Source organism: Arthrobacter sp. ISL-69, assembly GCF_018613775.1.
Classification (GTDB): Bacteria; Actinomycetota; Actinomycetes; order Actinomycetales; family Micrococcaceae; genus Arthrobacter.
In genome coordinates this window covers 1-19,291 of record NZ_JAGGPO010000034.1, presented here as the reverse complement: position 1 = coordinate 19,291, position 19,291 = coordinate 1, and the positions used below count along the sequence as shown (strand labels likewise).

Below are 19,291 nucleotides of genomic sequence, written 5' to 3'. Positions count from 1 at the left end.
CCCCCCCCCCCCCCGCCCCGGATGGGTCCCAGCCCCAAACACCACCCACCCTCTACAAACCCCACCGGACGGCTCCGAGCACGAGATCGGATAATCAGGAACAGCGTCCTGTAGGCGCCCCTGCAATTCCGACGGGGGACCGCGGATCCCCACATCATCAAAATCGGTGCAACACAGCTCATGCCGCCAACTCCCGCGTCCCAACGTCAACGAAGGCGGCCGGATCCGCCTCGGACACCTGAGGCTGAGACCGGCATAGCGATGCGGACACATCTGCCGCCTGCGGCACTAGCTTCACAAAGCGCCCCGTCGGCCCGGGCGATGATCAAGGCCAAAAGTAGAGCGGCTCCCTCCCCGAACCACGCCAGCTATTGCGGCGCGCGCCCGGAATGCCAGTTCGGTGTTCGGCCTGGAGGATTCATATCGCCGCAGGGAGCCGGCCCGGCGATGACGTCCGCGGTCGAACTGAAACTGTCCCGGGGCTGCCACTCCCCCGACTACCGGCGCTTGCTGGGCGTAATCTGCCTGTCCCACAAGTTGTTCCAAAACCGGCGTCTCGCTGATGCGTACAGAATTGACATGTGCAACGGTCCGAACGGTGACCTCAGGTTCCGGGACTGACTTGCTCGTTCGCTGGCCAAGGGTCCCTACTGAGGTTCTGTCACACAAACTGATCGCAGCATCGTTTGCGACACATAAATTAGATGACGGGTAAAGTGACACCAATGCTGGCTTCCTCGATTTCCGAGGCTGGTGTCACATAAACGAACGTATAAATGACGAAGGCAGCTGGACCGGCTCGGCCGGGACCTACGGCACTTGGTCAACATCGTCCACGACCTCACTGACGCGGCGTCGGGCTGAAGGTTCTCACCGGGCAGGGCGCCGCCTCGACACCACCACCGCCTCCCGGAAGCTCGTCTTCGGAATCTTCGCCGCCCTCTCCGAATTCGAACACGAGCTCATCTCCGAACGCACCATCGCCTAGGTTCCTCCGCCCGCGGCCGAAAAGGCGGACGCCCCTTCAAGATGACGCCGGGCGGCTTGCCATGGCCTCCATCGGCCAGCCCGAAACCAAAGTCAGCGAACTCTGCACAGAACTCGGCATCACCCGCCAGATTCTCTACCGGCGCCCGCATCTTATGCCGCCTCCCCGGGAAGGAGCCCGAAGAAGACAAGCAGCGCGGTGGTCGGCATGACCTTCAGCAGCGCCTGTAACCATCGGCGTGCTGGCGGTGCTCAGCCTGGTGCAGGCGTTTTACCAAATCTCGGTGCTCCCGCAATCATCCGAGAACCTCGCAAATCATGCCGCCCCACTCCCCCTCACCCATGAACCACCAGAAGCATCTCGCTGTTTGTCATTCTGATCCCCACCATCGCTGGGCGGGTCCTCCGCGCAACCAGGGCGCTACCCGCCGCTCACGATCCAGATTTTCGTTCGGCGCTCCTCCGTCACTTATTTCCTCACGAAATTCTGGATCTCTCCCGGTTCCCCAAGTTGCACTCAGGACCCTCAAACCCAGCGGTGACTCCTCTATCAGGACGACGCACAAATCTGACAGACACACCAGGTGCCCGCCAGTCGCTGAAGGAGAAGGACCATGGAACCGCTCACCATCAAAACCCCGGCCGACGTCCTGAGCTTCGTTGGACACACGCTCGGGATCTGGCCGCACGAGAGCCTCGTGTGCATCACCATGGACGCCAACCGTGTCGGGCAACGCTCAGGGTCGATCTCCCCGACCGCGCGGGCGGAATCCGGTACGCCCGCGCCGTCGCCGACTACCTCGCCCATGACACCAGCGCCGCCAGCGTGCTCTTCGCCGTGTACACCTCTGAAGCCCAGAAACCCGGGCAGCCCAAACCGCACCCAGCAACCATCGCAGCACTGACCTATGCGCTGGCCGAACGCGGAATGACCATCCGTGACGGACTCCTCGTCGGAGACGAGACCTTATCCCAGTACGGCGGCGATCCCCAGGACGGCATGGCACTGCCGTTGACGGCGACTCAGTCCAGCCAGATCAATGCCGAATTCGTCTACCGAATACAGAGGGCTCGGAACCTCAGCGATGATCACCGCCCTGCAGCGCACCAGAGCCTCGGGCCATATTGCTGACTCCGAGTACGTATGCCTGCTGACATTGAAAGCCCTGACAACCCGCTGCCAGTCCCTCGCGGCAGAAGTGGCTGCGCCGACGGCCGCGCTCCGGGAAATCCTCGATACCTCTGCGCCGATGCTCTGTGACCTTTCAGGTGTCGGAACCGAAGTAGCCAGCCAGCTCCTGGTCACCGAAGGAGACAACCCGGGTCGCGCTGATAATGAGGCCCAGTTCGCTGCTCTCGTCGGGGTTGCACCCATACCCGCATCCTGCGGCCACCTGTGGGCGGCGCCATCTTCGTCACCGGGGTCATATCGTTTCACCGGTGCTACTCTCCGAACATGCCGATGGTCCGCCTCAACAGAGGCGGACCATCGGGTTTCATTGCGCGGGCCTGCTTTCTCTGTCCACCGCTGCGCGCCGGTGGGCCAGGTCAGGGCCTCATGGCTTAGCGTTCCTTTAGGACGCCGCAGACCGCCGGGTCGGTCGCCTCTGCCGGGAGGCTCGGGTCCAGCTCACTCGCGCCTTCGGGGTTGCTGAAGTTGTACCGGCCGTTTTCGTCGTAATCCAGGCCGTGAATGACCAGCACGCCCTCACCGTTGCGAACGGCCTCTGCGATCTGCTTGGCGGTGCCGGTGCCGGTGCCGCCAGCTCCGGGGTAACCGGTACCTGCGACATCGGTGAAGGCGATGTTGTTGCGGCTGTAGTTGTAGCGGCCATCCTTGGATACCGGGAAGCGCGTGACGTCCAGGAAGCTGGCCGGTGTGGTGTCGCCGGTCGTATTCAGGGACACGACAACCGGCCCGTAGGCGGGAATGCCCTCGACAGTGTTCAGGCGCCCGTCATTGTTGGCGTCCAACTTGAGCGTGGGACACTCATTCATGGCCTGCTCGCCGTAGTGGATATGTTGGGCGTGCGGGGCATCAGGCGTCAGTCCCCTGGCGTGCACCTCAATGTGCTTGATCGTTTCACCCCGGACGACGGCGGTCGCCGTGCCGGAGGCTCCGGAGCCGTTGAGCTGTCTCAGCTTGGCGGTCAGGGTGACGGTTTTTTCCTCTGATTGGGAATTATGGGCCTGCGCGGGCCCCACTGCCAGTGTGGTCGCAGCGAGCAACGCGACGGCTGATGCCCCGAGGGCCACTACAGATTTTCGATTCACAATTCACTCCTCAGTCAACGGCCAGTGAGGAGATCCCGCTGGTCAATTGTGATTCGGAGCACACACCACCAAGGATTGGCATGAACGCCAGCGGATAGGAAGTCGCCGAGTCCCTGGCGGCCGGCGTAGGGTACAGCGCCGTTGCCACCCGAGCCAGGATTCAGCCGAACGCCGGTGGCGGTCCCGTCAGCCCGACCACTGATTTCTGACAGAAGCTGCGCCGCGGCCCTGGGCACCCCGCGGCCGGCGGCCCTTACCGGCCACTCTTGAGGACATAGCCACAGACCTAAATCCGCCCCCAATGCCGCAATTTGCACACGGTCCTCCGCCCCAACTACTGCAGGTAGCGCCCGGCTCACGCGTAGCGAAGGTTGACCCCATCACCGAGCCAATGTCGCTCGGCTACGACGTTGCCAGGCCCCACCCGACCCCCGCGGTCGGAACGCCGGCAGGCTGCAATCCCGACCGCACATGCCTGAATGTGTCAGTGTGATCAGAGCCCCTAGGACGGCCAGAAAGATACCCACGTAAGCGACATGCCAAACCTACTGACGGATCGGGTGGTACCGTCTGTGAGCGTTGTCCCAGCATCATTGGGCCCACGTGCAGGAGTGCAGAAGCCGGGTGAAGATGTAGGCGCAGCCTTTTCGGTATCGGATGCACGCTTGGGAAAAGACTTCGGATTGGGATGTCCGCTGTGAGGCCTTGGATCGGTTCAGCCGAGAGGGTCACGAGAATTCGTGATCCGCGGATAGCCCGGTTCCCGCGGTCTTGGGCTATCTCGCCAGGAATTGGATCAGTGTTTTGTTCCATTCCTCGGGGTGGCTGACATTGCAGCCATGCGGTGCGCCGGCGATGACGTGCAGTTCGCTGCCGGGCAGGGTCGCGTGGGTACGCTGACCGGATCCTGCGAAGGGGACAGTGGCGTCGCCGTCGCCGTGGAGCACGAGTGCGGGTACGGTCACTTTGAGCAGATCATCCCGGAAGTCTGTCCCGCCGAAAGCGGCCATGCAGGCAAGGGCCGCTTTCTTGTCTGCCTGCTTACACAACGCGAGAGCGTCCTGGCGCTGGTCTTCGCTGACCTTGAGTTCTCCGTTGACGGAGAAGAACGTGCGGGTAAATCCGTCGTAGAACCCATCTTCGTCTTTGGTCAGATCAGCGGTCATCTTCGCGGCCGCGTCCTTGGTCAGGGGACCGTCAGGGTTGTCCTCGGTCTGCATCAGGTAGGGCGGAACGGCTGAGGCGAAGACCACGCTGCGCAGCCGCTCGGCGCCGTAGGAGCTGAAGTAGCGGGCGACCTCGCCCCCGCCCATGGAGAAACCGACCAGGGTGACGTCATTGAGGTCAAGCTGTTCCAGGAGGGCGTGCAGATCCTCGGTCAGGGTGTCGTAGGTGTACCCGGTCCGGGGTTTGTCGCTTCGGCCAAAGCCGCGCCGGTCATAGGTGATGACCCGGTACCCCGCGCCCTGAAGCGCCGGGACCTGGGCCTGGAACGCCTCCCCCGACAGCGGCCACCCGTGAATCAGGACCACCGGGCGCCCCGGCCCGCCTGTGTCATCCACGTGCAGGTTGGTGTCCTTGAACAATCCGTGATGTGCAGTGATTTCAGTCATGACTCACCCTTCGATGTTTTGTTCCGTGCCGGTTCGAGTCAGCCTACACAGGCCATAAGCATGCTGTCTGTCGATTCAAAAAAACTTCCGCCGGGCAGCATGCCCGGCCAGTTAGCTGGCGGCGGCCCTAATCCTCGGAAACATCGCCGGGAGGCCGATCGGGCAGTCCGTGGGGGCGGGCGTGACGAATAGCGTGTGGGTAGTTTCCTGATGGGCGCGCCGTCTGGCGGGTGGAGGTCACATCCCTTTGGAAAGGATTGTCATGAAAATTATCACTAGGGTCCTGGCCGTGGCGGCGGCAGTGTCGTTGGCCGGCATCAGCGGATGCGCTGCCCGAGAAGGAGGGCCGCCCGCACCGCAGCCGGTCGCCAGCAATACCCCTTCCGCCCCGTCTGCGGCTGCTTCGGCCCCGGCCAATGAGCCTGTCATCACAATCAGGGACTTCGCGTACGAAGTCCCGGCGTCGGTGAGCCCGGGGGCGATGGTGACAGTGACGAACGCCGACCGGGCCCCGCACACGGTCACGGTCAAGAACGAAGGCGGGTTCGACGTTGAAGTACCGGCCGGTGGAACAGTGACTTTTCAGGCTCCGGATACGGCGGGTGAGTACGGGATCATTTGTAGCTTTCATCCGCAAATGACCGGGACCCTGATCATTAAATGAGCCGGCGGCAAGGCAACCCGGCAAAACGGATACCCCTCCTGCTGGTAGTCCGGGTCTGTATCGCGACAGCCCTGGTTATCAGTGCCGTTATCCATATCCAGCTCGCCCCGGATTATCAGCAGGCCGCACCGGCAGGCATCGGACAAGGCACCCTGTTTTTGATCCAAGGCAGTGCCGCGGTCCTGGCGGCGGCGTTTGTTCTGCTCAAAGGCTCCCGGACCGCTTTCGCCGCCGCCGCGATGGTGGGAGTGTCTTCCCTGGCAGCTGTCATCCTTTACCGTTATGTCCGGGTCCCGGCTCTCGGGCCGCTGCCGTCGATGTACGAACCGGTCTGGTACGCGGCCAAGGTTGTCACCGCGGTCGCAGAAGCGACTGCCGGCGGCCTGGCCCTGACCGGTTACGCCCTGCTGCACAAGGCCCGGCGTCAATCACACACGGAGAAAGATGACCGGCTGCACGCCGCTTCAAGTACCTGGTCGCGGCGGGGCCGTCACCTCTGACGCCCGCTGGGTTTCTGCCCGGCAGGGCCCGGCCCCAAAAGATATTTGTGGTCCCCGCCACGTGCGCACCAGTCCTTTTGCTGTTCTGCTCCGAAGTACCGGTGTCCCTTCCCTTGGGGCGCAAACATCACACCCACGTGTATGAGGAGATTTTCCCAATGAACAAAACACTCCGATTCATGGCAGTACCCACGCTCGCTTTGGGCGCACTTGCCCTGTCCGGTTCCCCGGCCATGGCCGCGGACCAGTCCTACCAGTCCACGCTGGGCCAGATCAACGGCAGTTCAGGCTCGGGAACCATCACCGTTGATGTCACGGGCAACCAGGCACATGTCGTGTTGAACGTCTCGGGCATGCCTGCCACTTTCATGGACGCCCCGTACCCGCACGTCCAGCACATCCACGGCGGGGCTAAGGGCCTGTGCCCGGACCTTTCAGCCGATAAGGATGGTGACCAGGTCATCTCTACCACCGAGGGCGCCCCGTCCTATGGAGGCATCGTCACCACGCTCTCGACCAGCGGCGACACCAGCCCCGCAGCAGGCCTGGACCTCAAGGTCGGAGGACAGGGTGCCGCCTACACCGTTGACCGCACCTTCGAACTGAACGCTGAAACCAAGGCAGCCCTGGAAGCAGGCACCGCTGTCGTGGTCGTTCATGGCCTTGATCCCGCCACCCTCAGCCCCGCAGGCCAGGCCGCCAAATCCGATCTGGCCCCCACACTTCCGCTGGCCGCCACTTCTCCCGCCTTGTGCGGGACCCTGAAAGCCGGGCAGATGACCATGCCGGTTGGCGGCGCTGACACCGGCATCGCCCACGAGACCGGCACCGACACCGGGGCACTTGCCCTCGGCGGCGGACTCGCCCTCGTGGCCCTCGCCGGCGGAGCCTACGCAGTCCGCCGCCGCAGCCTAAACGCGGCCTGATCGGATCAGTACTGTGACAACCAAGAACCCCGGCCGCTGCGGACGCCTCCTGGCCCCCACAGCGGCCGGGGTTCTGCTCCTGCTCTCCCTGGCCGGCTGCGCCGCCGGAACCACCGATGCCGGGCCCGCTCCTGCTGGTTCCTTTGCAGCCTCGGCTTCGGCCACCTCGACCGCGGCCCCGTCCCCGGCAGCTGCAGCCCCGTCACCCGCGGCCCCCGCGGCGGTCCCGCCCGCACAGCAGCTTCCACCGGTGATGGGCGCTTCCGCTCCCGTCACCCTCAGCATCCCCACGATCGGGGTCCGGACGGACCTTCTCCATCTGGGACTGCGCGAAAACGGGTCCCTGGAAGTACCGCAGGACACCGGCAGCGGCGCACCGGCCAGCTGGTACAACGGCTCCCCCACCCCCGGGGAACGCGGACCCTCCGTGATACTGGGGCACGTAAACGCACTCGGCGGCAACACCGGTGTCTTCGCGGACCTGAGGAAGCTCACCCCCGGCACCGAAATCGACGTCACCCGAACCGACGGCAGTGTCGTCGTGTTCACCGTGGACCGCGGGGCCACCTACAGCAAGACCGGGTTCCCCACCCTCGAGGTCTACGGAAACACTCCCGGAGCTGAGCTCCGGCTGATCACCTGCGACGGGTACGATCCCGCCACCGGGCTCTTCGACGATAACTACGTCATCTACGCCAAACTCAAGCCCTGACAACTGCCAGCCCGGTTCCCGAAGCGGGCCGGCGGCAAGGACGGACAAAATGAAACACCGATCCCACGCGCTGGCCACCCTGGCCATTGCGTCCCTGCTGCTCACCGGCTGCGCCGTCGCAGCCGGAACGGAGGGCACGCTCTCTGCAGCGCAATCGGATACATCAGCGCCGTCCCCGCCCGTGACTTCGCCGGAGACCGGACATGCTGGCGGTCACAGCGGCGGACATCACGGCCGCGGGACACCCTCACCCGGTACCGCCCCGGAGGGGCCCAGCGATGCTGCCCTGATGGTCTGCGGGGACCAGCCAATGGACAGGCTCACCTCAATCCTGGACCTGAAGGAGGCCCCGCACACCATCAACACCTGGGCGGACAGCACCTTCACCTGCATCTACCACCTGCAGGAAGGGGAACTGAAAATATCAGCCCAGGAAGCCTCCAACCAGGCGACAGCACTCACCTACTTCAACGCCATGCAGGCCCTCGCTAAAGACGCAAAACCCATCAAAGGACTGGCGAACCTGGGATTCCCCGCATACGAAACCACTGACGGGTCAGCCGTGTTCCAAAAAGACAACTTCATCCTGCACGTGAACGCTTCCGATCTCCCCGCAACCCTGGGACCGGAGAACATCACCAGGAATGCCCTGGCCTACCAGCTCTCCACCACCATCCTCGCCTGCTGGGTCGAGCACCCCTGACAGCCGATCCACCAAGCAACCCAAGACCACAGGTACTTACCCGAACCCCACGAAAGGTTCATCATGAAAATGACCACCAGAACTGCCTGGGCGCTCGGGACGGCTGCGGCCGTCATTGCCCTCTCCGGTTGCGGGAACGGGAACCCGACTGGACCCGGAACCGGCTCCTCGGCGTCGCCGGCCCGGACAACAGAACAGTCAGCTTCCGTCCCGCCCGCCGACACGACGAGAACCCAGGCCGCAACACCGCCAGCTGAAACACCGTCCGGCGGCGCGGCTTCGGCTGAAATCCTGATCAAAGGCTTCAAATACCAAGGACCGGAAACCGTGGCCCCCGGGACACTGATCACCGTCATCAACGAGGACACCGAAGCCCACACCATCACCGCGGACACCGGAGCTGCGTTCGATGCTGTCATCAAAGTCGGCACCGGCACCTTCACCGCACCGACCGAACCCGGAACCTATTCCTATCACTGTATTTTCCACGCCAACATGCACGGAACCCTCACCGTGAAGTAGGCGTACACAAAGCGTTCCCGACAGGCCGCTACGTGGCGGATGAAGCCGTGCAGACTTACGGATGCAACCGCACTGCGACGTATCAGCTGGCACGGGGTCGAGGACAAAAAGCCTGGTTGGAGAGAGTGTGCAAGGCGAACTCAGCCTGTCAGGCGAAACATATAGCGCCTGGTTGCGTTCTCTTGAGGCCCGAGGGCTTGCAAGCCCCTTGCTACAGAATACCCCCCGGGGGTATGATGTGGGTGTTGTCAGTGAAGTGGTATGTCCCGGCCGGTGCCCTGCACCCGCTTTCACAGCCGTTCAACCCCAGCAGCCATTGATCCTTCGTCTAGGAATGGAAACTGACATGTGTGGAATTGAAAACCGTACCGAATTGCCCCTCGCCGCGTCGGCTGCGGGATGCAGCTGCTGCTCAACAACCGATTCTTCCTCCGCACCCTCCTCGTCAGCCGGCGCCGGTGCCGTTGAGTTCGCTGTTGAAGGCTTGACCTGCGGGCATTGTGTGAAGACTGTTGAGAAGGCCGTCTCAGCCCTCGACGGGGTCGAATCTGCCTCTGTCGAGCTCGTCCCGGGCGGGCGTTCCCGGCTGGTTGTCGGCGGCACGGCCGACGGCGCCGCTGTTCGTGAGGCCGTCACTTCCGCCGGTTACACCTTCACCAGCAACTGACCCTTTAGCACTTCACTTTCCCCGGCAGCCAACTGACCGGCGGGAGGCGGAGTCTCCTCTCGAAGGAGGAACCATGGAAGACCATACCCAGCATCACGGTGGCCACGCCGGCAACCACACTCCCCTGAATGAACCCCACAGCCCGGCGTCCCCCTCGGCCACTAAGGTCACCGAAAACCCGCACAGCCACCACGAACTTCACGGCGGCCAGGATGACCACGCCGTCCACAGCCACGGTCAGCATGCCGGCCACAGCACGGCGATGTTCAAGAACAGGTTCTGGCTGACCCTGGCCCTGTCCGTCCCCGTCGTCTACTTCAGCCACATGGTGGGCGACATCCTTGGTTACATGGCGCCCATGTTCCCCGGCTCGACCTGGATCCCGCCTGTCCTGGGCACCGTCATCTTCTTCTACGGCGGGCAGCCGTTCCTCAAAGGCGGATGGCAGGAACTGAAAAGCCGGCAGCCCGGGATGATGCTGCTGATCGCGATGGCCATCACCGTGGCGTTCGCCGCGTCCTGGATCACCACCCTTGGCATCGGCGGGTTTGATCTGGACTTCTGGTGGGAGCTGGCGCTGCTGGTAGCGATCATGCTGCTGGGCCACTGGATCGAGATGCGCGCCCTTGGTTCGGCCCAGGGTGCACTGGATGCCCTCGCCGCGCTCCTTCCCGACGAGGCCGAACGCATCACCGATACCGGCACGGAAACCGTGTCCGTGGCCGAGCTCCGCGAAGGCGATACCGTCCTGGTCCGTTCCGGCGCCAGGATGCCGGCGGACGGGATGGTGGTGGACGGTCAGGCCGAGTTTGACGAGTCCATGATCACCGGCGAATCCAGAACCGTCCTCCGGGGTGCCGGGGACACTGTAGTGGCCGGGACCGTCGCGACCGATAACAGCGTCCGGGTACGCGTCACTGCCGTCGGTGATGACACTGCGCTGGCCGGTATCCAGCGTCTGGTCGCCGAAGCGCAGGCATCCTCCTCCAAAGCCCAGGCCCTGGCCGACCGGGCCGCAGCCTTTCTGTTTTACTTCGCCGCGGGCGCCGGCGTTATCACCTTCATCGTCTGGACGCTGCTTGGCAGTGTCCCGGAGGCTGTCACCCGCACCGTCACGGTGCTGGTCATTGCCTGCCCGCATGCCCTGGGCTTGGCCATTCCGCTGGTCATCGCCATTTCCACGGAACAGGCAGCCCGGGCCGGTGTGCTGATCAAAAACCGGATGGCGCTGGAACGGATGCGGACCATCGACGTCGTCCTGTTCGACAAGACCGGAACCCTGACCACCGGCGAACCGGACCTGAAGGACATCGCGACGGTTCCCGGGGTGGACGCCGATGCACTGCTGGCACTTGCGGCCGCGGCCGAGTCCGACAGTGAGCACCCCGTGGCCCGGGCCATCGTCAGGGCGGCACGGGAACGGAAACTGAGGATCCCGCAGGCAACAGATTTCAGCTCCCTGACCGGACGGGGCGTGCGCGCCGGCATCGATGGCCGCACCGTCCATGTCGGCGGCCCGGCGCTGTTGCGTGAACTCGGTGCTGCCGAGCCCGAAGCGCTGGCACTATCCACACGTGCCTGGATGGGCCGGGGAGCTGCGGTGCTGCACGTCGTTGACGGGAACCAAGTATTGGGGGCGGTCAGCCTCGAAGACAGCATCCGTCCCGAATCACGGCAGGCCGTCGCCGCGCTGCAGAACCGCGGAGTGAAGGTCGCCATGATCACCGGGGACGCCCGCCAGGTCGCCGAAGCCATCGCCGAGGACCTGAACATTGATGAGGTTTTCGCCGAAGTACTCCCGGCGGACAAGGACAAGAAAGTCGCCGAGCTGCAGGCCCGGGGGATGAAGGTCGCCATGGTCGGGGACGGGGTGAACGACTCCCCGGCACTGGCCCGCGCCGAGGTCGGCATCGCCGTCGGCGCCGGTACCGACGTGGCCATGGAATCAGCAGGTGTCGTCCTGGCCGGTAATGATCCCCGTGCGGTGCTGTCAATGGTGGACCTGTCCCGGGCCAGCTACGCGAAGATGTGGCAGAACCTCATCTGGGCCACCGGCTACAACATCCTCGCCGTCCCCCTGGCCGCCGGTGTCCTGGCGTTCGCCGGTGTCGTGCTGTCCCCTGCAGCCGGGGCAGTGCTGATGTCCGTGTCCACGATCGTGGTGGCCTTGAACGCCCAGCTGCTGCGGAGAATGAAGCTCAATCCCTCCCAGGTACGTTGAACCAGAAGTGCTGACCGGCAGGAAACCCCCTGCCAGTTACGCTTGAAACCATTGACCCCGCATGGAAAGGAGCAGAATTCGTGACCGCAGCATCCCGCCGCCGCATCACCGCCTTTCTTCTCCGTGCAGGTTTTCTGACCGCGGCGCTGGCCATCATGGCCGGAATTCTCGGCATGCACATCATGACCGGCGCGCACCACATGGCTGCGGCGCACACGATCCCCGTGGCAGGTACCGGCCACGCCGCGGCACAGGTGCATACCAGCCCGGCAGGCCACTCCGGCCATGGGACGGAACCGGTATCGGCCGGGACTGTACCGGCAGTAACGGCAACGGGGTTATCCCCCTGCTCTCCCGCCGGAGCCTGTCCGGAGATGTCCGCCACGGGCGCGGCCTGCGTGCTCTCACCGGGGAACACAGCCCTCTCGGCACCACTGCCGGGAACAGCACCATACGCGTTGCCGGACTTCGGCGGCGCAGCCGCGGCTGGCACAAACTATTCCTACTCACCGGACAGCCCTTCCCCCGGTGAGCTCTGTATCAGCCGGACGTAATCCGGCATCCTGCTGCCGGGCGCTGCCTTGGGCGCAACAGCCCAGCCAAATTTGCACGCATCAAAAGGGCCGCCCCCGCGCGGGCGCGGCCGCCACCGCACGCAACACATAGGCGCGCCAATGCGCCGCTGATACTTTTGAGGACCTGATTTTATGAAGAAGACCCTGACCATTTCCGCTGCCGCCATCGCCGCAGCAATCGCCCTAACAGGCTGCTCCGCCGGCACCGGATCCGGCAGCTCGGACTCCAGCAGCATGCCCGGCATGAACCACGGCAGCTCGGGAATGCCATCAAGCTCCGCCCCGGCAGCCTCTGCGGAGTTCAACGACGCGGATACCATGTTCGCGCAGATGATGATTCCGCACCATGCCCAGGCCGTGGCGATGAGCGAGACCATGCTGAAGAAGGAAGGCATTCCCGCCACGGTGACTGACCTGGCCACCAAGATCAAAGCGGCCCAAGGCCCCGAGATCGAGAAGATGACCGGCTGGCTTCAAAGCTGGGGCCAGCCCACCCAGATGCCCACTGACATGGCTTCGGGCCACAGCATGTCCGGGATGATGGGCGAGGAGGACCTGGCCAATCTTGAGGCCGCGCAGGGCACCGAGGCAGCCAGGCTGTTCCTGACCCAGATGATTGCCCACCACGAAGGCGCCGTCATGATGGCCAAAACCGAAACCAGCGACGGTAAGAACGCTGACGCGGTCCAGCTCAGCAAAGAGATCGCCAGCTCCCAGAAAACCGAAATCCAGGAAATGAAAGACCTGCTGGCCACCCTGTAGCCAGAACACCCCCGGCACCGGCCCCTCCCACTGGGGCCGGTGCCTCCCCATTTCCCGGTCCCCTCTTTGGAGTTCCCCGTGCCCCTGCACTTTTTGATCCGCCCCCGGCCCGTGGCCGCCCTCGCCGCAGCCTCCGCCCTTCTGCTCACCCTGTCCGCCTGCACGCCAGGGGCAAGCACCGATCCGGACACCGGCAGCGTCCCGTCCGCTGCGGCCCCGGGCCTTCCCAGCTCACACGTCCACGGCCTGAGCGTGAACCGGGAAACCGACCAGGTGCTGCTGGCCACCCACGAAGGCCTGTTCGACGCCACCAGATCCCCGGCCACCAAAATCGGGGACACCAATGACCTGATGGGCTTCACCGCCGCGGCTGATCACGGCGTGTTCTACGCCTCGGGACACCCGGGCCCCGGCTCGGATCTGCCCAACCCCATGGGCCTGATCAGATCCGTGGACGGCGGCACAACATGGGAGCAGCTCTCCCGCCAGGGCGAATCAGACTTCCACGCCCTCGCGGCCACCAAATCCGGACTAGTCGCCTACGACGGAACCCTGCAGACCAGCCCCGACGGGAAAACCTGGTCCGCGGCCACCGCAGGTTTCGTTCCCGCCGTGCTGGCCGGCACACCGGAGGCCGACACCGTCCTTGCCACCACCCCTGACGGGCTCCAGCGCTCCGCCGACGGCGGCAAAACCTGGGAACTGATCAGCACGGCACCGGTCATTCAATTCGCTGCGTTCGCCAGTGGTGCTGAGGTTCTTGGTGTGGAACCGGACGGCTCTGTCCACTATTCATCCGATGGGGGCAGTACCTGGACCCGCGCTGGCCGGATCGAGGACCAGGTCCAGGCGATGACCGCGGTCGCAGGAGCAGAAGGCAAACCCTGGATCTGGGCCGCCACCACCGAAGGCCTCGTTGTGTCCACTGACGCCGGGGCCACCTTCCGGCCCGCTGGCGCCGCCTAAGCCCATGGACGTTTCCCACCTGCAACGCCGGTTCTAAGGCCCGCCCGAACGGGTAACCAGGCCATGATCACAGAAGTTAGGCTCCGCCTTTGACCTGTTGGGGGCACCGGTGCCGGGTCTAGGGTGATAAGGACGGCCGGGAATGGCCCGGCCGCCCTCGCCCAGCGACAGGAGCCGCACCGTGAGCCACCACGTCAGCGCCATGCTCAACGCCCATCCTCAAAAAGACGCCGTCCTTAGCCGGGACAAACTGGCGGAGTGTATTGCGGCCTGCTTCGAGTGCGCCCAGACGTGCACGGCCTGCGCGGACGCGTGCCTGGGTGAAGACATGGTCGCCGAGCTCGCCACCTGTATCCGGACAGACCTGGACTGCGCCGATGTCTGCGCCGCCACAGGAAACATCCTGACCCGGCAGACCGGCGGACAGACATCCATCACCCTTGCAGCACTGGAGGCCTGCCGGGCAGCATGCGCCGCCTGCGCCGAAGAGTGCGAAAAGCACGCAGGTATGCACGAGCACTGCCGGATCTGCGCCGAAGCCTGCCGCCGCGGCGAAGCCGCCTGCAGCACCATGCTGGCCGCAGGATAGAAAATGTCAGCCCAAAGCTGACCGGCGTTGACGGCACTCAGTGCTGGCGCGGGTTCAAGGCATCCAGCGTGACCTGCACCAACCTCTGCACGGCCTCAGGTGAAGTCAGCCCAGCTGAGGCTTCCAGTGCGCACAGGCAGAAAGCCGCCAGCTCCTCCGGGGCCACGTCAGCGCGGAACACGTCCGCTTCTGAGCCGGCCTGGATCAGCCCTGCCAGGAAAACCTGAAGGCTTTTCCGTGCGGGGCCGACGTGTCGGCCCTGATGCAGCCGTGCCGCCTCGGCGTCCCCCTGGTCGTGTCCGGAGCCTGAGAGGAAAGCGTAAGCGTGCAGCACAGCCTCCAGCTGCTGTTGAACCCCTTCAGTGCGGTCCCTGATCCGGGTCAGCTCCGTCAGATGCGCTTCGATCTGGCGCTCATGCCAAGCCAACAGTATGGACTCAACGTCCGGAAAGTACTTGTACAAGGTCGCACGGCCAATACCGGCCCTCTGCGCGATCGCAGACATCGTCACCCCTGCTATCCCGTGCCGCGCAACTATCTCCGCAGCGGCGTCAAGAAGTGCCTGGCGGACAGCATCCCGATGGGTTTCGATCGTGTCGTTCCAAAGCTTCGGCATGCCCGAATCATACAACCCGCCGTAGTGTAGACACAGTGTCCGATACACGACATACTGTTTTACAAACCAAGGAGATCACCATGACCAACCCCGGGACCGACTCCCCTGACAGCAGGAACGCTCCCCGGCACAAGACACCGCTATGGGTGAAGGGATTCCTGATCGCTGCCGCTGTGCTGGTCGTCGCCTTTGCGGTCATGCACCTCACCGGGGGAATGGTCATGAACCACACGCCATGAAAATAATGCCCCCCGCGTTACGCAAAGCGGCCCTCGTCGTCCACATCATCTCCTGCGTGGGCTGGCTCGGCGCCATCGCCGCCTTCCTGGTCCTGGCCATCGCCGGACTGACAACCACCGATGCGCAGCTGGCCCGTGCCGCCTACGCGGGCATGAACCTGATCGGCTGGATGGTCATTTTCCCCCTAAGCCTGGCCTCCCTGCTCTCCGGCATCGTCCAGGGCCTTGGCACAATCTGGGGGCTGTTCCGGCACTACTGGGTCCTGATTAAGCTCGTGATTACCGCCCTGGCCACCGCCCTGCTGCTCGTGCATCTGCAACCGGTCACCGCGATGGCCGACATGGCCTTGGCAGCGGACATGGGCCCGTCGGAAATGAACGGAATGAGGATCCAGCTCGTCGCCGACGCCAGCGCCGCGATACTCGCGTTACTCGTTACGACCGTGCTCTCCGTTTACAAACCACGTGGGCTCACCAGGTACGGCCAAAGAATGAGCGACAAGCAGACCTTGACGCGATCATCGAAAACCGCAGGCATCTAAAGAAATTTCCGATCATGTTCCGGTCTCCGGTCGAGAGAGGTAGATCCACTCGATGTCTAAATCACCAGCCCGTAGCGTCTGATCCGGAAAGCCCGCCGGTCCCCCATCGGCGGGCTTTCTTTGCGACTGCAACAACGGCCGGGTCCGCGGAGAGATCGGGCCAGGCCTCCTTCACCAGTAACTGCACCTGACGCTGCCGACACTCATCGGCGTCGTCACCGCAGCTGCCGTGGCCGGCGACCAGGTCGGCTATATGATCGGACGCAAGTACGGCCGGCGATGGTTCAAGGATGACGCCCGGATCCTCAAACAGCGCACCTGACAACCACGGAGGACTTCTTCCGCCGCCACGGCGGGGCCGCCGTGGTCCTGGCACGTTTCGTTCCCATGGTCCGGACGTTCGCACCCCTGAGCGCCGGGATCGCCCGCTATGAGTACAAGTCCTTCACGCTCTGGAACATCGCCGGGGCGCTGGCCTGGGCAGCGTCCGTGACACTGCTCGGAACTTGGCTGGGACACTATGAGATCATCGCCAAGAACATCGACATCATTGCCGTCCTGATGGTCCTCGTCTCAGTCCTGCCCTGGGGCCTCCAGCTCCTCAAACGCCGCCGCCGGAACCGCAGCACCACTGTCGAACTCCCAGCTGACCGACGCGACGACACGGCAGCCGAACTGCCAATAAAAGGCATATCCCAGGAGAATAGCTGACATGACAACCGCTGACGGCCGGCCATCCCTATTGCTGGTTGAGGACGATATCGTCCTGGGACCGCTGATCGCCGAGCTGCTGGATCCGGACTACCGGATCCGACTGGCCGCCAACGGCCAGGACGGCCTGCGCCTCGCGCTCACCGATGCTGGGACGTCATGGTAATCGACCGGGGCTTGCCTTTTGTGGACGGCATCGATCTGATCAAAGCGCTGAGGTCCAAGGGTGTTTCGACACCCATTCTGATCCTCACAGCCCTCGGTGCCACCGATGAAAAAGTCAGAGGCCTGGACGCCGGAGCCAATGACTACGTGACCAAACCGTTCGACGCCGGTGAGCTCACCGCGCGCCTGCGCGCCCTGACGCGCACCTTCACGCCGGCCGCAAACGACCCTGAACATCGGCGACTGGGAACTCGATCCGGTGTCGCGTTCGGTGCGTTCGGTCTACGGGACACTGGTGTCTCTCACCGCGAAGGAAGCCGAGCTGCTCGCAGCCCTGGCCACCGAACCCGGCAGGGTTTTCACCCGGGAAGAGTTGCTCAGCAAACACTTTCAGGCCGCCGACCAGCCTGGCCTCATCGACACTTATGTCCACCACCTCCGGAGGAAGCTTTCCAAGTCCGTGGTCCGCACGATCCACGGCATCGGTTATCAGATCGGCGACTCCGCATGAACCGGATGGCTCCGGTGGCCGGTGAACAAGACCATGACACCTTCCGCCGGGCCTCGCTCAAGGTCGCTTTGCGGATCAGCGCCGCCTGCGCAGTACTGGTCCTTTGCCTCCTCGCCGCCGCAACCGCCTACCTGATGAACAAGCTGGCACACCCCGATCTCCCCGGCGCCGCAGCAGTCGGGAAGGCTTACACTTATCTCGATTCCAAGGACCTGATCGAGGCGATGATCATCGCCGGGCTAGCAGGCATCATGGCTCAGCGCGCGCAGCGCCATACGGCCGCTCGGGGAAGCCCTGGCCCTGCAGCGGCGGTTCGTCCAGGATGCCAGCCATGAACTGCGTACCACCGCTGGCCATCCTGGACGCCCGCATCCAACTTGCCCAGCGCGACTCCCAGCCGGACTCAAATCCGGGCCGCGCCCTGGACAGGATCCGTGAAGATACGGCCACCCTGACCGGGATCGTCAACGGACTCCTCCTGGCAGCAACCGGCGCCACACCGGGCCTCTCCACGGAACCGGTGGAGCTGGCCGACGTCGCCGGGTCAGTCACGCAGAGCCTGCAGGAACTTGCCGCGCGGCAGGACATCCGTCTCGTCTTCTCCGAGAGCGGCCAGCCGCTGACCCGAATCGACCCCAGTTCCCTGCGGCGGGCTGTGCTCGCACTAGCGGACAACGCACTGGCCCACACCCCGTCCGAAGGGAGCATCACCATCAGCACCACGGTCGAGGGGAACCAGGCAATTATCAGCATGGCGGATACGGGACCCGGCATCACGGGTGTGGACCAAGCCCGGATCTTTGACCGCTTCGTCAGGACACCCAACACGAATGGAACCGGGAACCAGCGAAGCTACGGCATCGGATTGGCGCTGGTCCGCGAAATCGCCACGGCCGCAGCGGGCACGGTAGAGGTGGCCCGGACCGGACCCGAAGGCACCACGATGAAGCTAACGCTCCCACTGGCCAAACGCTGAGAATGGGCCCGCAGGGGCAGTGGACAAGGCTGATTCTCTGTCGTTGAATTTCTGCGCCTGGCCGCCATGACGGGACGGCATCCGATGACGCTGACGCAGACCGGCGACCTCCAGCGTATGAACCGATGCTCTGCATCGGGATGCGTTGAAAGCGGATTCCTTTGTATTGCGGGAGGCTGCATACGACGCTCCGGGTCCACGGCGGTCACTGCCGTGTGGCGTGTCAGAGGCAGACACGATCGTTCGGTACGTGAAGTCCCGTGCAGAACCAGGACTGTACCGCTGGAGAAAAAAATACTAAGCATCCTTGCTTTTTATTGGGGTTCTGTGACTATGTAAAGAGCGAAGACGCAGTTCCATCCACGCCACGTAAACAAAGGAGAGTCTCATGTTGCTTTGGATTGCCGTCGTTATCGGTGTTCTCTGGCTTCTCGGCTTTATCGGCAATGTCGGCGGCGGGCTCATTCACCTGCTGTTGGTTATTGCCGTGGTCGTTCTGGTCTTCCACTTTGTCCGTGGCAGGTCACGCGCTTGAATACGAAAGCTATGTTCCGCCGACGCGGACGCCGGGGTGAGAACGGAGGCCGCGGAATTCCCGGACAATGGGCTCTCAAGATGGGGCAAAATCGTAGCTTGAAATGGCAGATTTGCCGCTCTCCGAACGCATGCCTGCGACTGTGACAGGTTTGGACGGTGTCCGTCGGAAAAACAAACCGGGCAGCACCAGCTAGGAGACTGCTGAAATAATCGCTGGGTTAGGCGCGTCGGCTGGACTGGTGGGGCTGGTGGTTAAGACTGGTCTTATGCAGGGACGCGAGGACGCTCAACGCGGGTATTTGGATGTGGAGGC

General features: G+C 63.9%; 25 protein-coding genes and 2 pseudogenes. 24 read left to right on the top strand and 3 right to left on the bottom strand.

Translation table 11 applies throughout. The annotated features are described in order from the left end of the window. Nucleotides 1–786: 786 nt before the first annotated feature. The 3 genes and pseudogenes from J7I79_RS24365 to J7I79_RS25005 all read left to right on the top strand — a co-directional run. Nucleotides 787–1,199: pseudogene (locus tag J7I79_RS24365) on the top strand (recombinase family protein); the annotation flags it as partial. 488 nt (nucleotides 1,200–1,687) lie between these two features. Beyond that, a complete protein-coding gene (locus tag J7I79_RS20490; RefSeq protein WP_396020223.1) occupies nucleotides 1,688–2,119 on the top strand; it encodes a DUF4192 family protein in 432 nt (143 codons plus the stop codon). Beyond that, complete coding sequence (locus J7I79_RS25005; RefSeq protein WP_396020222.1) at nucleotides 2,028–2,642, top strand: transposase; 615 nt, start codon at nucleotides 2,028–2,030, stop codon at nucleotides 2,640–2,642. Before J7I79_RS20490 ends, J7I79_RS25005 begins: the two co-directional genes overlap by 92 nt. On the opposite strand, the gene J7I79_RS20480 is transcribed toward J7I79_RS25005, so the two are convergent. Then, the gene (locus J7I79_RS20480) at nucleotides 2,551–3,261 is read right to left on the bottom strand and encodes a hypothetical protein (protein WP_214956433.1); all 711 of its coding nucleotides are present in this window, start codon (nucleotides 3,259–3,261) and stop codon (nucleotides 2,551–2,553) included. The two genes, J7I79_RS25005 and J7I79_RS20480, sit on opposite strands and share 92 nt — an antisense overlap. A gap of 776 nt (nucleotides 3,262–4,037) precedes the next feature. Further along, on the bottom strand, nucleotides 4,038–4,874 hold the full coding sequence (locus J7I79_RS20475; protein WP_214956431.1) for an alpha/beta fold hydrolase: 837 nt from the start codon (nucleotides 4,872–4,874) through the stop codon (nucleotides 4,038–4,040). A 262-nt stretch (nucleotides 4,875–5,136) separates the two neighbouring features. Between J7I79_RS20475 and J7I79_RS20470 the strand changes: the two genes are divergently transcribed. From J7I79_RS20470 to J7I79_RS20415, 12 genes are all read left to right on the top strand, one after another. Further along, a complete protein-coding gene (locus J7I79_RS20470; RefSeq protein WP_214956429.1) occupies nucleotides 5,137–5,538 on the top strand; it encodes a cupredoxin domain-containing protein in 402 nt (133 codons plus the stop codon). After that, complete coding sequence (locus J7I79_RS20465) at nucleotides 5,535–6,038, top strand: hypothetical protein (protein ID WP_214956428.1); 504 nt, start codon at nucleotides 5,535–5,537, stop codon at nucleotides 6,036–6,038. The genes J7I79_RS20470 and J7I79_RS20465 overlap by 4 nt, the downstream gene beginning before the upstream one ends. A 158-nt stretch (nucleotides 6,039–6,196) precedes the next feature. After that, the gene (locus J7I79_RS20460; RefSeq protein WP_214956426.1) at nucleotides 6,197–6,964 is read left to right on the top strand and encodes a CHRD domain-containing protein; all 768 of its coding nucleotides are present in this window, start codon (nucleotides 6,197–6,199) and stop codon (nucleotides 6,962–6,964) included. Nucleotides 6,965–6,977: 13 nt separating this feature from the next. After that, a complete protein-coding gene (locus tag J7I79_RS20455) occupies nucleotides 6,978–7,676 on the top strand; it encodes a sortase domain-bontaining protein (protein WP_214956424.1) in 699 nt (232 codons plus the stop codon). A gap of 49 nt (nucleotides 7,677–7,725) precedes the next feature. Next, entirely contained in the window at nucleotides 7,726–8,379 is a 654-nt protein-coding gene (locus J7I79_RS20450) for a hypothetical protein (protein ID WP_214956422.1), read from the top strand. A gap of 69 nt (nucleotides 8,380–8,448) precedes the next feature. Then, the gene (locus J7I79_RS20445) at nucleotides 8,449–8,901 is read left to right on the top strand and encodes a cupredoxin domain-containing protein (protein ID WP_214956420.1); all 453 of its coding nucleotides are present in this window, start codon (nucleotides 8,449–8,451) and stop codon (nucleotides 8,899–8,901) included. 502 nt (nucleotides 8,902–9,403) lie between these two features. Further along, nucleotides 9,404–9,568 (top strand): cation transporter, encoded by a 165-nt coding sequence (locus J7I79_RS24810; protein ID WP_311380626.1) that lies wholly within the window; start codon nucleotides 9,404–9,406, stop codon nucleotides 9,566–9,568. 73 nt (nucleotides 9,569–9,641) lie between these two features. Next, nucleotides 9,642–11,789 carry a heavy metal translocating P-type ATPase gene (locus J7I79_RS20435; RefSeq protein ID WP_214956416.1) on the top strand — a complete coding sequence of 716 codons (2,148 nt, stop codon included), beginning with the start codon at nucleotides 9,642–9,644 and terminating at the stop codon, nucleotides 11,787–11,789. A gap of 80 nt (nucleotides 11,790–11,869) precedes the next feature. Next, nucleotides 11,870–12,343, top strand: coding sequence for a hypothetical protein (locus J7I79_RS20430; protein ID WP_311380625.1), 474 nt, complete (start codon nucleotides 11,870–11,872; stop codon nucleotides 12,341–12,343). Nucleotides 12,344–12,496: 153 nt separating this feature from the next. After that, on the top strand, nucleotides 12,497–13,126 hold the full coding sequence (locus J7I79_RS20425; RefSeq protein ID WP_214956415.1) for a DUF305 domain-containing protein: 630 nt from the start codon (nucleotides 12,497–12,499) through the stop codon (nucleotides 13,124–13,126). A gap of 78 nt (nucleotides 13,127–13,204) precedes the next feature. Continuing rightward, the gene (locus J7I79_RS20420; protein WP_214956413.1) at nucleotides 13,205–14,092 is read left to right on the top strand and encodes a F510_1955 family glycosylhydrolase; all 888 of its coding nucleotides are present in this window, start codon (nucleotides 13,205–13,207) and stop codon (nucleotides 14,090–14,092) included. A 181-nt stretch (nucleotides 14,093–14,273) separates the two neighbouring features. Beyond that, a complete protein-coding gene (locus J7I79_RS20415; protein WP_214956411.1) occupies nucleotides 14,274–14,681 on the top strand; it encodes a four-helix bundle copper-binding protein in 408 nt (135 codons plus the stop codon). Nucleotides 14,682–14,718: 37 nt separating this feature from the next. Here the strand turns inward: J7I79_RS20415 and J7I79_RS20410 are convergent, their stop codons facing one another. After that, nucleotides 14,719–15,297, bottom strand: coding sequence for a TetR/AcrR family transcriptional regulator (locus J7I79_RS20410; protein WP_214956409.1), 579 nt, complete (start codon nucleotides 15,295–15,297; stop codon nucleotides 14,719–14,721). Nucleotides 15,298–15,377: 80 nt separating this feature from the next. On the opposite strand from J7I79_RS20410, the gene J7I79_RS20405 reads away from it, so the two are divergent. The 9 genes and pseudogenes from J7I79_RS20405 (at nucleotide 15,378) to J7I79_RS20380 (ending at nucleotide 18,976) form a co-directional block, all read left to right on the top strand. Next, nucleotides 15,378–15,536: a hypothetical protein gene (locus J7I79_RS20405; protein ID WP_214956407.1), complete on the top strand. Its 159-nt coding sequence runs from the start codon at nucleotides 15,378–15,380 to the stop codon at nucleotides 15,534–15,536. Further along, nucleotides 15,533–16,078 (top strand): DUF2269 domain-containing protein, encoded by a 546-nt coding sequence (locus J7I79_RS20400; RefSeq protein ID WP_214956405.1) that lies wholly within the window; start codon nucleotides 15,533–15,535, stop codon nucleotides 16,076–16,078. Before J7I79_RS20405 ends, J7I79_RS20400 begins: the two co-directional genes overlap by 4 nt. A 363-nt stretch (nucleotides 16,079–16,441) precedes the next feature. Continuing rightward, the gene (locus J7I79_RS24355) at nucleotides 16,442–16,789 is read left to right on the top strand and encodes a hypothetical protein (protein ID WP_311380624.1); all 348 of its coding nucleotides are present in this window, start codon (nucleotides 16,442–16,444) and stop codon (nucleotides 16,787–16,789) included. A 1-nt stretch (nucleotide 16,790) separates the two neighbouring features. Then, nucleotides 16,791–16,955 (top strand): hypothetical protein, encoded by a 165-nt coding sequence (locus J7I79_RS24350; protein WP_251043086.1) that lies wholly within the window; start codon nucleotides 16,791–16,793, stop codon nucleotides 16,953–16,955. After that, nucleotides 16,949–17,083 (top strand): annotated as a pseudogene (locus J7I79_RS24345) (DNA-binding response regulator); the annotation flags it as partial. The gene J7I79_RS24350 and the pseudogene J7I79_RS24345, both read left to right, overlap by 7 nt. A 166-nt stretch (nucleotides 17,084–17,249) precedes the next feature. Continuing rightward, on the top strand, nucleotides 17,250–17,465 hold the full coding sequence (locus J7I79_RS24340; protein WP_311380623.1) for a winged helix-turn-helix domain-containing protein: 216 nt from the start codon (nucleotides 17,250–17,252) through the stop codon (nucleotides 17,463–17,465). After that, a complete protein-coding gene (locus J7I79_RS24335) occupies nucleotides 17,462–17,800 on the top strand; it encodes a hypothetical protein (protein ID WP_251043108.1) in 339 nt (112 codons plus the stop codon). Before J7I79_RS24340 ends, J7I79_RS24335 begins: the two co-directional genes overlap by 4 nt. Beyond that, on the top strand, nucleotides 17,797–18,441 hold the full coding sequence (locus J7I79_RS20385; RefSeq protein ID WP_251043085.1) for a sensor histidine kinase KdpD: 645 nt from the start codon (nucleotides 17,797–17,799) through the stop codon (nucleotides 18,439–18,441). The genes J7I79_RS24335 and J7I79_RS20385 overlap by 4 nt, the downstream gene beginning before the upstream one ends. Before the next feature lie 388 nt (nucleotides 18,442–18,829). Next, on the top strand, nucleotides 18,830–18,976 hold the full coding sequence (locus J7I79_RS20380) for a lmo0937 family membrane protein (protein WP_214956403.1): 147 nt from the start codon (nucleotides 18,830–18,832) through the stop codon (nucleotides 18,974–18,976). Nucleotides 18,977–19,291 lie beyond the last annotated feature (315 nt).